Here is a 13072-nt window from a genome sequence, read left to right on the forward strand (position 1 = left end):
CTGGGAAGGCAGGCATTTCGCCGGTCGTTTGCCAGCAAGATGCTGGCGTCCTATGTTTGAAGGAGGATCTTATTTCTACCAAGACACAGACATTTGCCACAACACCCCCACGCGAACGCGCCTTTTTGGTCGGCGTGGAACTGAAGGGCGCGCGGTCGCTCATTCCGGTGGAAGACAGCCTGGAAGAATTGGCGCGTCTGGCCGACACGGCCGGGATTGACGTGCTGGGGCGCACATCCCAGAGCGTAGACAAACCCAATGTGTCCACCTACATCGGGCCGGGCAAAATCGAAGAAATCAAGGCGCTGGTGGAAGAGCTAAAGGCGGACGTTATCATTTTCGACGATGAATTGTCGCCGCGCCACCAGCGGGAGCTGGAGAAGATTTTTGGCGACGACATCAAGATCATTGACCGCACGGCGTTGATTCTGGACATTTTTGCCCTGCACGCCCACACCCGCGAAGGCAAGCTGCAAGTGGAACTGGCGCAGCTTGAATACCGCGTGCCGCGCCTGACGCGGCTGTGGACCCATCTGGCGCGGCAGGCGGGTGGGCGCGCCGGTGGTTCCACCGGTGGCGTGGGTGTGCGCGGGCCTGGCGAAACGCAGCTAGAGACCGACCGGCGAGAAATTGGGCACCGCATCAGTTTTATTAAGCGGGAATTGGAAGATGTGCGCGCCCATCGGGAGCGCCACCGGGCCAAACGGCAGCAGACGGAACTGCAAGTGGTCGCCATTGTGGGGTATACCAATGCCGGTAAATCTACGCTGCTAAACTGGCTCAGCGACGCGGGGGTGTTGTCGGCCGATATGTTGTTTGCCACGTTGGACCCGACGACGCGCAAGGTGAAGATGCCGGGGGGTCGCGAGGTGCTGTTTACCGATACGGTGGGTTTTATCCAAAAGCTGCCGACGGAGATTGTGGCGGCGTTCCGGGCGACGTTGGAAGAGATTGCCGAGGCGGATTTGCTGCTGCACGTGGTGGATGCGACGCACCCCAACGCCATCGCCCAGATTGACGCCGTGGAAGATACGCTGGCAGAATTAGAAGTGGACCACCTACCCCTGGTGACAGCGCTGAACAAGGCGGATTTGCTGCCACCGGGCCGGGACCCGATGCGGGAACTGGATATTGATGGGCCGGCGGTGGTGGTATCGGCGCAGACAGGGCTGGGGATGGAAGCGTTGTTAACGGCCGTCGAAGCTGTCATGGTCAACCTGATGCAGCCGCTGCACCTGCGTCTGCCCTATGCGCGCGGCGATTTGCTTTCGCTGTTGTACGAACGTGGTCAGGTAGACAGCGAAAACCATGCCGGCGATGGCGTGGAGGTATACGGCCGTCTCCCCACCCGCCTTATCCCTTACTTCCAGCCTTATCTGCTGAATTGAAGGAGCACCTGGATGAACGAACTTGTTGATAAACTAAACGATTTTTTTGCCACCCGCCCCGGACTGCTGCCCATGATTGGCATCGCTTTGGTCCTATTAAACCTGCTGCTGCAAATTTTTCCTGGTTCCGGCAGTGGTTGGCTGGTAGACAGCAACCTCTTCTTACATCTGGGGGTCATTGTATCCACCGTCGGGATTTTGCTCATTCGCGCTTTAACGTAATCCCAAAATACGGCCATGAATGGCTGCCATACTCAGGTCCAGTTAAATTTCCATGAAACAAATTGAACAACTTGCCCTGGATGCGCGGGTCCAGGGGGCAATGTCCAGTTTCCGCGCCAACCTGGCGGAAAACATCAACCTCATCAAAACCATCCAGCAAATTCCCGCGCCAACGTTTGCTGAGGCGCAGCGGGCGGCTTTTGTCGCCAACCGAATGGCGGCTTTGGGCCTGCGCGACATAGAACAGGATGAACTGCATAATGTGTACGGCCGTTTCCCCGGCCAACATCCCCACAACCCCCTCATCATCTCCGCCCACCTGGATACCGTTTTCCCACCCGAAACAGACCTGACACTGCGCGAAAACGGCCGTTTCCTCTCCGGCCCTGGCATTGGCGACAACGCAACCGGCGTGGCCGGGCTGCTGCTGCTGGCCCAGGCGCTCATCGCCCAACAGTTCCAACTGGAGCGCGACGTCTGGCTCGTCGCCAACGTCTGCGAAGAAGGGATGGGCGATTTGCGGGGGATGCGCGCCGTAGTGGAGCGCTTTGGCCGCTCGGCCAGCTACATCGTCGTCGAAGGGGGACTCTTTGGGCAGATTTCCCACCAGGCCATTGGCGTGCGCCGCTACCGCCTCAGCGTGAGCGGGCCTGGCGGTCATTCCTGGGGCAGTTTTGGCGCCGCCAGCGCCATCCATGTATTGGGCCACCTGATCGTGGCGATAGACAAGCTGCCCGTGCCAGACCCCCCGCGCACCACCTACAACGTGGGCATCATCGAAGGTGGAACCAGCGTGAACACCATCGCCCAGGCGGCGGCGCTGCTGCTGGATTTGCGCTCCGAATCGCCGGCCGCCTTACAACAGCTTGAAGACAGCGTCGCCCACATCGTCCAACAGAGCAACCAGCAGTGGCGCGAGGCCGGCATTCAGGTGACGATGACGCCTATTGGCAGCCGCCCGGCGGGCCAAATTCGGCGCGACACGGCGCTGGTGCAAACGGCCGTCGCCGCCCTCCGCTACGTGGGCTGCCAGACCGTCACCTTTATGATGGGCAGCACAGACGCCAACGTGCCCCTGGCTCAGGGCATAACGGCCGTTTGCATCGGCCTCACCGAATCGGGCAACGCCCACCGCCTGGATGAATTTATAGACCCCACCCACCTTGCCGACGGCCTGAGCCAACTGCTGCTGCTAACCCTGGCCAGCGCCGGTTTGTCTTAAAAAACCTTTCAGAGATTGCACCACGGTGGCCTGGAGGATTTACAGGTTCAATCTCCGTGCCCCATGGTGAATAGTCACCATCTTTCATCGTTAACAGGAGAAGTACAACCATGAATTTCCAACTGAGTGAGGAGCAGCGCGCGTTTCGTCACGTGGTCCACGAATTTGTCGCCAAAGAAGTGAAGCCATTGGCGCGCCACACCGACGAGACGGGCGAATTTAACTGGACGGCCGTGCGCAAAATGGGGCCGCTTGGCCTGTTAGGGCTGGAAGTGCCGGAAGAATACGGCGGCGCGGCCGTAGATGCCATCAGCGCAGCCATCGCCATCGAGGAAATGGCCTGGGGCTGTGGCTCCACCGCCCTGGCCGTCTCGGCCCATAACGGATTGGCTCTGGGACCGATTGTGCGCTATGGCACAGAAACGCAAAAGCAAAAATGGCTGCCTACCCTGGCGACCGGCCAGGGCAAACTGGCCTGCCTGTCGCTGACTGAACCAGGGGCGGGGTCGGATTTGCAAGGTGGGGTGCGGACAACGGCCGTCAAAGAAGGCGACTCGTGGATTATTGACGGCAGCAAAATGTGGTTGACCAATGCCTCTATCGCCGATCTGATGGTGGTGCTGTGCCGCACCGACCCGGCCGGTGGCAGCCGCAGCCTCAGCCATATCCTGGTCCCCACAGACACGCCCGGCCTCACCATCGCCCCGGCGGAAAAGAAGATGGGGCTGAAAGGCTCGCCCACCCACGCTGTCGCCTTCCAAGAGGTACGCGTACCCCTGGAAAATGTGCTGGGCGCCGAAGGGCGCGGCCTGCAACAGACGTTAGCCACGCTGGATAGTGGCCGGGTAAGCATCGGCGCACTGGCGGTGGGGTTGGCCCAGGCAGCCTATGAAGCGGCCGTCACATACGCCCACGAACGGGAGACCTTCGGCCAGCCGATTGCCCACCATCAGGCCATCCAATGGATGCTGGCCGACGCGGTTACAGAAATCCAGGCGGCGCGTTTGATGGTGTATTGGGCGGCGTGGCTGAAGGGGGAGGGACGGCCGTATACTCAGGAAGCGGCCATGGCTAAACTATTCGCCACTGAAGTCAGCGAGCGCGTGTGCCGCAACGCCATCCAGGTGCATGGCGGCTACGGCTACAGCCGCGAATTTGAGGTAGAGCGCATCTACCGCGACACCCGCCTGATGACCATCGGCGAAGGGACCAGCGAAATCCAACGATTGGTGATCGCCCGGCACATCTTGAACTAATACCCGTAAGCGGTAATCCGTTATCGCTAATCCATAGGGTGCTAACTCTAGAAAATGCCATCGGATAACGGGATACGGACTTATGGAAAGCTATACCAGGCTCAACGCACATCGCGCCTGAGAAAATCAGGTTGTCCACTTTCCCCTAAACAGAGTAAAATGCGCTCGTCCAACAATGAGCCAACTTGAATCGCATACGGGCACAACTTACCAACAAGGCAAGGATAATCTACCCATACCTGGAGGCAACCGCAAATGGCAATAAAAATTCCCAGTCTTATCCTCAAGCAGCTTTACACCTTTGGCAGCCTGAAAAACGTGAACGGCGGCGTGCAGTTTTCGGTGAAAAATCGGCTGAGCGACGCCACGCTGACGGGCCTAAACAGCATCAAGTTTGATGGACAGGCCATCCCGCTAGACGAGGTGACGATTATTTTGGAAGATGGCGCCACGCTGACGGTGGATGAGATAACGGCCGTTTCCCCCCTCCAATTCCCCCTCCGCGCCATCCTCGCCATCCGCACCCAGGCCGCCCCCCTGCCCGAAGGCAAACACAAGCTAGAAATTGGCTTCGAGGCCATCCCCTTTGGTGAACTCAAACTCAAAGTCGAAGACTCCATCACCGGCAGCACCGAACACCTCACCCGCATCCCCCGCGACAAAACCGACGATTACAGTCCAGAAATCATCGCCGAACGGCAAAAGTTCGTTGAAGAATTCACCGGCGCCAGGCTAGACCACATCCGCCACTACTCCTTCGACCCCCACATCTCCGCCGGCAACGTCGAGCATTTCACCGGCGTGGCCCAGGTTCCCATTGGTTTTGCCGGTCCCCTGACCGTTCACGGCGAACACGCCCACGGCGAATTCCTCATCCCCCTGGCAACCACCGAAGGCACGCTGGTCGCCTCCTATAATCGCGGCATCAAAGTCCTCAACCTCAGCGGCGGCGTCACCTGCTCCGTCGTCGGCGACGCCATGCAGCGCGCCCCAGTGTTTTCCTTTGCAGACGCTCGTCAGGCGCGCGATTTTTCCAAATGGGTCCAGGAACACATCGCCGAAATACGGGAACAGGCCGAAGCCACATCCAGCGTGGCCAAACTGCGCGACATCGATACGTATCTGGCCAGCCGTTTTGTCTATTTGCGCTTCAACTACACCACCGGCGACGCCGCCGGGCAGAACATGGTCGGGCGCGCCACCTTCGCCGCCTCCAGTTGGATTTTAGACCAATACCCGGACCCCAGTGCCATCACCCATTTTTTCCTGGAATCCAACTTCGCCACCGACAAAAAAGCGTCGCAAATCAACATTATGCGCACCCGCGGCAAGCGGGTGACGGCCGAATGCACAGTCAAACGGGACGTCCTGGTGAACTATATGCGCGTCGAGCCGGAAAGCCTTTACTATCACTACGGTGTGGCCAACGTTGGGGCGATTTTGTCCGGGGCCAACAACAACGGCTTGCACTCGGCCAACGCCATCACCGCCATTTTCATCGCCACCGGGCAAGATGTCGCCAATGTGTCGGAATCGTCGGCCGGCATCCTGTACGCCGAACTGACCAAAGAGGGTGATTTGTACATGTCCATCACCATTCCTTCCTTGATTGTGGCGACTTACGGCGGCGGCGTAGGGCTGGCGACCCAGCGTGAATGCCTGGAGTTGTTGGGCTGCGTCGGCAAGGGCAAGGTCAATAAATTTGCTGAAATTGTGGCCGGGGCGGTGTTGGCCGGGGAGATCTCGCTGGCTTCGGCCATCGCTTCCTCAGACTGGGTGTCTAGCCATGAGAAATACGGCCGTAACCGTTAGTGGATAGTTGTTAGTTGATAGTTGGGAGAAGGCACGCACTCAGGCCGTTTGGAGCGCGTGCCTTTTTGTTGAATTCTATGACGCGCGAAAATCCACAAAACGTTCTCAGCCAAAATATCCACTTACTCGGCGACATCCTGGGCAAGGTGATCCGCCGCCACGCCGGCATCGAGGTCTTCGAGTTGGAAGAGCGCATCCGCGCCCTGACCAAAGCCCGCCGCGCCGACGCCGACCCGGCCATAGACCACCGTCTGGAAGAAATCGTCAGCCGCCTCAATTTGCAGGAAGCCGAACTGATCGCCCGCAGTTTTGCCATCTACTTCGACCTGATCAACCTGGCCGAAGAGCAGCACCGCGTTAGTGTGCTGCGCCAACGCGAGCGCGCCGCCCATCCCCAGCCACTGGCCGAATCTATCGCAACGGCCGTTGCCGCCCTGCGCCAGATGGGTGTGGATGAGTTCGAGATGGGCCAACTGCTGCAACGCCTGCACATCGAACTGGTTTTCACCGCCCACCCCACCCAGGCTAAGCGCCGCACCGTCATCGCCAAACTGCGTCGCCTGTCCGACGCCCTGACCGAACTGCAAGAGCGCGACCTGCTGCCGGCCGAACGCCGCGAGATGGAGGCGCAAATCACCGCCGAAATCACCGCCCTGTGGCTGACCGACCACAGCCGCACAACCAAGCCCACCGTCACCGACGAAGTGCGCACCGGCCTGTACTACTTCGACATCACTCTCTGGGACGTTTTGCCAGACGTATACGCCGCTATGGCCGCGGCGTTGGCCGCCCATTATCCGTCACTGGCCTGGCCGGAACGCTTTCTCACCTTTGGCTCCTGGATTGGCGGCGACCGCGACGGCAACCCCAACGTGACGGCCGACGTGACGGCCGAAACGCTGCGCCTGCATCGCGGCCTGGCCGTAGAACGCCACCGCGCCACCGCGCGCCACCTGGACCGCTCCCTGAGTCTGTCTGACCAACTGGCGCGCATCAGCCCGGAACTGAAGGCGGCGCTGGCCGCCGCCCGCGACCGCTCCCAACACGTCGCCTTTCTGCAAACGCGCTATCCCCACGAACCGTATCGCCTCTGGTCGGCGGTCATCAAGGCCGACCTGGCCGAATCGTCACGCGGGGACATGGTGGGCCGCCTGTTGGGGCGGGCTAACCCGCCAGTCCGTCTGCGCACCATCGCCGATTTGCAGCAGCCGTTAGACCTGATGGATGCGTCGCTGCGGGCCAGCGGCCTGGCTGATTTAGCCAACGCCGACCTGGCGCGGATGCGTTACCAGACGCAGGTGTTTGGCCTGCACGCCGCCCGGCTGGATATTCGGCAGTACAGCGAAGCGAACACGGCCGTTCTCGATGAAATCCTGGGCAAACTCAACCTGCTTACTGGCTTCGGCCAGATGACCGGGGCAGAACGCGCCGCCGCTCTCAGCCACCTGCTGGCCGCCCCCGTCCCCGATCTGAGCGGCCTGGCTGATTTGTCGCCGCTGGCTGGCGAAACCGTGGCGTTGTTCCAGATTTTGCAGCGCGCCGTCAGCTTTTATGGCCCGGAATTGATTGGTCCCTACATCGTCAGCATGACGCATGGGCCGGAGGACATTTTGGCCCCGCTGCTGCTGGCCCGCTGGCATGGCCTTTGCCTGGGCAGCGACGCCGCCAGCGAAGGGCTGGCCTTCGCGCCGCTGTTTGAGACGCGCGCCGATTTGCGCGCCGCCCCGGCGGTGATGGCCGCTCTGTTCAGCCACCCCGCCTACGCCTTGCACCTGGCCCGCCTGAAGCGGCAGCAAACCATCATGATCGGCTATTCGGACAGCAACAAGGACGCGGGCTACCTGGCGGCCAATTGGGAGCTGTACCAGGCGCAGGAAGCCCTGGCGGCCGCCTGCCGCGCCCATCAGATGGTGATGACCCTGTTTCATGGGCGCGGCGGGACGATCGCCCGCGGCGGCGGCCCGGCCAACAAAGCGATTCTGGCCCAACCACCGGGGTCGGTGAACGGCCGTATCCGCATCACCGAGCAGGGGGAAGTGATTGACGAAAATTACGGCCACCCGGCCATCGCCCGCCGCCACCTGGAGCAAATGGTCCACGCCGTGCTGTTAGCCAGCACGCCGCCCTATCACCAGGCCCAGTCGGCCGCCAAAGAGACGTGGCGCGCGGCGATGGAAGAGTTAACGGCCGTCGCCTACCGCACCTACCGGGAACTGATCTACGAGACGCCCGCTTTGCTGGATTACTGGCAGCAGGCCACGCCCATCAACGAAATCAGCCAGATGCGCATTGGTTCACGGCCGTCGCGCCGGGCGGGCAAGGCCACGCTGGATGGCCTGCGGGCCATACCCTGGGGCTTTAGCTGGATGCAGTGCCGCCATGGGCTGCCGGGTTGGTACGGCGTGGGCGCGGCGCTGGCCGCGTTTCCGGCCATCCCGCTGCTGCAAGAAATGTATGCGGAATGGCCTTTCTTCCGCCACAGCCTGGACAACACCCAGATGTCTCTGGCAAAGGCAGACATGGGCATCGCCCGGCTGTATGCAGGACTGGTGGAGAATACGGCCGTGCGCGAACCCATCTTCTCCCGAATCGAAAGCGCCTACCACGAAACCAGCCGCATGATCCTGCTGGTGACCGATCAGGCGAGAGCTGCTGGACAATACCCTACTTTGCAGCGCACCATCCGCCGCCGCAACCCGTATGTGGACCCGCTGAACTTCATCCAGGTGGCGCTGCTGCGCCGCCTGCGTTTTTTGTCTGAGCAGGACAGCCCAAAAGCACAAGAAATCTTGCACGCAATTTTTCTGACCATCAACGGCATCGCTGCCGGGTTGAAGAATACGGGTTAGAGGGGGGGGAGGCGTTGTCCGTTGTCCATTATCGTTCGTGTGCGCGGCGTCACGTTTGACGCCGCACAGACGAACACGACTTAGTAATCGTCTAAAAATTACATGGTCCAGATTGGACCAATCTCCAAGATTGGTCCAATCTAAAAAACAGGAAGTTATTCTTAGACGATTACTTAGTTTAGGGTTGGGCTGCCTGGCCTGAATTGGGGTCAATAAGCAAAGGCGACACATCAACCACCTCGAAATCACTGCCCCGGATGACGTCCATCGTGTGCAGCATATCGTTGTCCCAACGGCCGTCGGGCACGCCGGAGATGTACCAGGCGGAACCATTATCGGCCAGGATGAGGCCATAGGTCTTGAACGCCTGCAAAATGACCTGTATCGGCGGCGGAAAGCCGGTGATGTCGTAGTCGGCGCGCAGGCGCAGGCGCAGCCCCATGGGAGGATAGTCGGTTCCGGTCAGGCTAGAGGCGTGGTGGCGGGCAGGCCAGACGTGGGCAGCCTGTGTCTGTGGCGCGGTGAAGCGAATAGCATGGCGAATTTCGCCGGCCGCTACCTCATCATAACGCACCAGCCCCGGCAGAATGGGCAGCCCGGCCGCATCCGCCGAAGTCCAGCCATCGGGGCGGAGGCTGTGGCTGTTCAAATCGTACCGGGCGCCGTTGGCCGCCGACCAACTCCCGTTTGCCTCAGGAAAAGCATAGTACAGCTCGTACAAGATGCAGTTGTCCCGGTCCAACACCAATACGTGCCGGTCGCCATCGGCATCGGGACCGCCCTCAATGGGCGCGTCTGGCGGAATGGGGTAAGGCCCAGGGTCACTTTCTTCCGGCCACCAGAAGAAATCTATGGGCACAAAGGGTTGGCTGCCAGACACATTTATGTATGGAATGCCAATGGGGCTGTTGGAACCGGGCGGCCAAACGCCAGAACCAAAGTCGGCGTGCAAACCCCGGCTGGCCCCAATGCGATTGATGTAAGCGGCCGAATTGGGATGAACAGGCAGGCTGTTGACGGGGGTATTCCAAATGTTGTCGGCCGGGAATACGTCGCAGCCGGCGATGTTGGGCGGTAATGCGCCTGTTTTGGTCAGCACAGGCAAAAAGAGATCATTTGTGCCGGTGGGTGTATTGGGTAAGGTTTGGGCGGATGATCGGTGGGTATTGGGGGGTGCGGGGTAGCAAGTGAGTAAGAGTGTCAGGCAAAATACAACCAGCCCAACGGTTAACATCACCCGGTAGATAGAACGCCAGCGGAATTGATCCATACCCACCTCTATCCAAACGTTACTTTGCTGCTTCTTTCACGTGACCGTTGGACCGCGCCCGGTCGCGAATGGCGCTGCGGCGCTGGTCGTAGGCTTCGTTGATGGTTTGGGCGGTCTGTTGGCCGCGTTCTACCAATTTCTCCGAATAGGGGACTGCATTGTCGCGGACGTTTTCGATGACAACGGCCGTAATCCCAACACCCAATAACATGGTCTGCCGTGTGACGCTTTTTACCCGGCTGCATACCGATCCGATTGTGCTTTTGATTGACATTTTACCTCTCCAATTAAATCATACAAAGGGACAATACTCTGCCCCTGGATTGTGTATCCGGTGAATGTGTTATCCGAAAATATAACGCAGTGCGTCACAACAGTCAAGAGCCAACTCTTTTTACGATGGTGATTTGCCGCGGCAAATTGCCGCGCCCGCAGCGCCATGTTACACTCCAACGCATGAATAACGAACTAACCTCTGGCATCATTACCCTGAAACCGGGCCGCGAAAAACCGGTACTGAACCGGCATCCCTGGATATTTTCAGGCGCCATCCACCACAGCGACGGCCGTTCCCAACCCGGCGATTTGGTGACTATTTTGGGCAAAGACGGCCGTTTCCTGGCCACCGCCTACGCCAATCCTCGTTCGCAAATCCACGCCCGCATCCTCACCTGGGACCCCGACGAAGCGATCAACGACGACTTTTGGCTGCGCCGCATTCGCCGGGCGGTGGCCTGTCGGCAGGCGCTGGACCTGGACAAAACCACCGCCTACCGCCTCATCAACGCCGAAGCCGACGCTCTGCCTGGCCTCATCGTGGATAGATACGGCGATTACCTGGTGATGCAATGCCTGACTTTGGGCATTGACCGGCGCAAAACGCAGTTAGCGGGTCTGCTGGCAGCCGAACTGCAACCGACCGGCATCCTGGAACGCTCCGACGGCAGTGTGCGCGCCAAAGAGGGCCTACCCGAAACGTCTGGCCTGCTCTGGGGCGAAATGCCGCCCAACCCCTTACACATTCAAGAAAACGGCCATACTTTTGTCGTAGATTTATCGGGTGGGCACAAAACCGGCTTCTACCTGGACCAACGTACCAACCGCGCCATTGTCGGCGCGCCGCGCCATGTGGCCGGTAAAGAAATCCTCAATGTCTTTGCCTATACTGGCGGTTTTGCCGTCTATGCCGCAGCCAATGGCGCGGGTCCCATCACCAATATTGACAGTTCGGTGGGCGTGTTGGAGTTGGCGGAAAAGAATGTGCTGCTGGCGGGTGGGGAACGGCCGTCTGACGAATACCTGCTGGGTGATGCGTTTATGATACTGCGCGATTTTCGGGATAACGGCCGTCAGTTCGACGTTGTCATTCTCGATCCACCTAAATTCGCCCACAGCCAACGCGACGTAGAACGCGCCGCCCGCGGCTACAAAGACCTGAATTGGTTGGCGCTGCGCCTGCTGCGCCCCGGCGGCTTGCTGGCAACCTTCTCCTGCTCCGGCCTGATCAGCGCCGATCTATTCCAAAAAATCCTCTTCAGCGCCGCCATAGACGCCGGCCGCGACGTACAAATTCTACAACCACTGGCCCAGGCCCCAGACCATCCGGTCTTGCTCTCTTTTCCCGAATCAGCCTACCTGAAAGGGCTGCTCTGTCGGATAGTCCAGTAAGTGGCAGCTATCCGGTCAAGATGTGATGTCTGGATACTGATTACTGAACCTCCTCCACCGTTCGCCGCAGCAGCGGAGCGATAGCCTGGAGGGCCTGTCCGCGGTGGCTGATCTGGTGTTTGATGGCTGAGGGGAGTTGGGCCATGGTGAGGCCGCACTCTGGCAGGAAAAAGACAGGGTCGTAGCCAAAGCCGCCGCTGCCGGCCGGTTGGTTGGCAATTTGACCTTCACACACGCCAACGGCCGTGCCGATCATCCCTTCTGGCCCGGCCAACGCAATGACACAGCGAAAGCGAGCAGCGCGTTCGGCCGGGGGTGTGTCTTGCAGGTTGTGCAGCAGCAGGTGGTAACGGTCGGCGTGATTCAGGCCCGGGCCGCCGTAGCGGGCGGTGTAAACGCCGGGCTGCCCACCCAGGGCGTCTACTTCCAGGCCGGAATCGTCGGCCAGCGTTAGCAGTCCGCTCTGGCGGGCATAGGCCAGCGCCTTGAGTTCGGCGTTGGCCTGGAAGGTGTCGCCAGTCTCGTCCACGTCGTCGGTTATACCGGCGTCGTCCAGGCTCAGCCAGGCGACATCCAGGTCGGCCAACATCTCGGCGTATTCGGCCACTTTGCCTTTGTTGTGGGTGGCGACAAGTAATGTATGGGTCATCGGTTTCTCCTCTGAAAATGGGAGCGCGGACGTCCCGTCCGCTCTGGCAGGCGAGACGCCTGCGCTCCCAGGGTTTTCATTCGTGGTGGTGAGTGCAGCCACTCATGAAGTCTCCTCAGCCAATATGCGCTGTGGATCATCCTATGCTATACTCCAGCCTAATTCTACCGCAAAGGAGGTTGTGATGGACAAACAACATCCTTCGCGACTGCGCTTCAATTTCGGCTTCCTCATTGAGGCCAGATTAGGCACCAGCCGCACGATTGAACTGAACTATCCAACCATTGATATTGAAGACGTGACGTTAGCTCCCTTGCAAGGCACGTTGGAAGTGACACGCACGTCGGAAGGGGTGTACCTGGCGGGGACATTGCAAACGGTAACGGCCGTTGCCTGTGTGCGTTGCCTGAATGACGCCTATGTGTCGCTGACCGTCGGCCTGGGTGAACTGCTGTATTACCCACCCTGGGAAGCGCCAGCCGGTGAATTGTTTATTGGCGAAGATGGCTATGTGGACCTGGGGCCGCTGATTCGGGAGTTGAGCCTGCTGGAAGTGCCCATTCAGCCCATCTGCAAGCCCGACTGCCTGGGGCTGTGCCAGACCTGCGGCCACAACTTGAATGAAGGCGACTGCGGCTGCGACGAAGAGGAAATTGACCCACGTCTGGCGGTGTTAAAGAAGCTGTTGGATGAGTGAGAGTTGTTAGTTGTTAGTTGTTAGTTGTTAGCTGAGTAT

General features: G+C 59.8%; 11 protein-coding genes. 8 read left to right on the forward strand and 3 right to left on the reverse strand.

Annotated elements, in window-relative coordinates; translation table 11 throughout:
* Positions 1 to 71 precede the first annotated feature (71 nt).
* The 6 genes from hflX to ppc all read left to right on the forward strand — a co-directional run bounded on the left by hflX (position 72) and on the right by ppc (position 8749).
* Positions 72 to 1388 (forward strand): GTPase HflX, encoded by a 1317-nt coding sequence (hflX, locus tag IPM39_00665; GenBank protein MBK8984588.1) that lies wholly within the window; start codon positions 72 to 74, stop codon positions 1386 to 1388.
* Between the two features lie 12 nt (positions 1389 to 1400).
* Positions 1401 to 1610 (forward strand): hypothetical protein, encoded by a 210-nt coding sequence (locus tag IPM39_00670; protein ID MBK8984589.1) that lies wholly within the window; start codon positions 1401 to 1403, stop codon positions 1608 to 1610.
* 52 nt (positions 1611 to 1662) lie between these two features.
* Complete coding sequence (locus IPM39_00675; protein MBK8984590.1) at positions 1663 to 2832, forward strand: M20/M25/M40 family metallo-hydrolase; 1170 nt, start codon at positions 1663 to 1665, stop codon at positions 2830 to 2832.
* A gap of 110 nt (positions 2833 to 2942) precedes the next feature.
* Positions 2943 to 4088, forward strand: a complete 1146-nt coding sequence (locus IPM39_00680; protein MBK8984591.1) for an acyl-CoA dehydrogenase family protein — start codon at positions 2943 to 2945, stop codon at positions 4086 to 4088.
* A gap of 261 nt (positions 4089 to 4349) precedes the next feature.
* Complete coding sequence (locus tag IPM39_00685) at positions 4350 to 5900, forward strand: hydroxymethylglutaryl-CoA reductase (protein MBK8984592.1); 1551 nt, start codon at positions 4350 to 4352, stop codon at positions 5898 to 5900.
* Between the two features lie 77 nt (positions 5901 to 5977).
* A complete protein-coding gene (gene ppc / locus IPM39_00690; protein ID MBK8984593.1) occupies positions 5978 to 8749 on the forward strand; it encodes a phosphoenolpyruvate carboxylase in 2772 nt (923 codons plus the stop codon).
* A 178-nt stretch (positions 8750 to 8927) separates the two neighbouring features.
* Here the strand turns inward: ppc and IPM39_00695 are convergent, their stop codons facing one another.
* Entirely contained in the window at positions 8928 to 10019 is a 1092-nt protein-coding gene (locus IPM39_00695; GenBank protein ID MBK8984594.1) for a hypothetical protein, read from the reverse strand.
* 19 nt (positions 10020 to 10038) lie between these two features.
* Positions 10039 to 10293: a hypothetical protein gene (locus IPM39_00700; protein ID MBK8984595.1), complete on the reverse strand. Its 255-nt coding sequence runs from the start codon at positions 10291 to 10293 to the stop codon at positions 10039 to 10041.
* Positions 10294 to 10475: 182 nt separating this feature from the next.
* Here IPM39_00700 and IPM39_00705 point away from each other — a divergent pair, with 182 nt between their 5' ends.
* Positions 10476 to 11687: a class I SAM-dependent rRNA methyltransferase gene (locus tag IPM39_00705; protein ID MBK8984596.1), complete on the forward strand. Its 1212-nt coding sequence runs from the start codon at positions 10476 to 10478 to the stop codon at positions 11685 to 11687.
* A 40-nt stretch (positions 11688 to 11727) separates the two neighbouring features.
* Here IPM39_00705 and rdgB read toward each other — a convergent pair whose 3' ends face one another.
* Positions 11728 to 12336, reverse strand: a complete 609-nt coding sequence (rdgB, locus tag IPM39_00710; GenBank protein MBK8984597.1) for an RdgB/HAM1 family non-canonical purine NTP pyrophosphatase — start codon at positions 12334 to 12336, stop codon at positions 11728 to 11730.
* Between the two features lie 184 nt (positions 12337 to 12520).
* Between rdgB and IPM39_00715 the strand changes: the two genes are divergently transcribed.
* Entirely contained in the window at positions 12521 to 13033 is a 513-nt protein-coding gene (locus IPM39_00715) for a DUF177 domain-containing protein (protein ID MBK8984598.1), read from the forward strand.
* The last annotated feature ends 39 nt before the right edge of the window (positions 13034 to 13072 follow it).

The organism is Candidatus Leptovillus gracilis (assembly GCA_016716065.1).
GTDB lineage: Bacteria > Chloroflexota > Anaerolineae > Promineifilales > Promineifilaceae > Leptovillus > Leptovillus gracilis.

What these genes read in the sequence shown, in the direction of transcription:
- IPM39_00705 (MBK8984596.1), top strand. Translation starts at nt 10,476, where the DNA reads ATGAATAACGAACTAACCTCTGGCATCATTACCCTGAAACCGGGCCGC.
- IPM39_00670 (MBK8984589.1), top strand. Translation starts at nt 1,401, where the DNA reads ATGAACGAACTTGTTGATAAACTAAACGATTTTTTTGCCACCCGCCCC.
- ppc (MBK8984593.1), top strand. Translation starts at nt 5,978, where the DNA reads ATGACGCGCGAAAATCCACAAAACGTTCTCAGCCAAAATATCCACTTA.
- IPM39_00680 (MBK8984591.1), top strand. Translation starts at nt 2,943, where the DNA reads ATGAATTTCCAACTGAGTGAGGAGCAGCGCGCGTTTCGTCACGTGGTC.
- rdgB (MBK8984597.1), bottom strand. Translation starts at nt 12,336, where the DNA reads ATGACCCATACATTACTTGTCGCCACCCACAACAAAGGCAAAGTGGCC.
- IPM39_00695 (MBK8984594.1), bottom strand. Translation starts at nt 10,019, where the DNA reads ATGGATCAATTCCGCTGGCGTTCTATCTACCGGGTGATGTTAACCGTT.
- IPM39_00715 (MBK8984598.1), top strand. Translation starts at nt 12,521, where the DNA reads ATGGACAAACAACATCCTTCGCGACTGCGCTTCAATTTCGGCTTCCTC.
- IPM39_00700 (MBK8984595.1), bottom strand. Translation starts at nt 10,293, where the DNA reads ATGTCAATCAAAAGCACAATCGGATCGGTATGCAGCCGGGTAAAAAGC.
- IPM39_00675 (MBK8984590.1), top strand. Translation starts at nt 1,663, where the DNA reads ATGAAACAAATTGAACAACTTGCCCTGGATGCGCGGGTCCAGGGGGCA.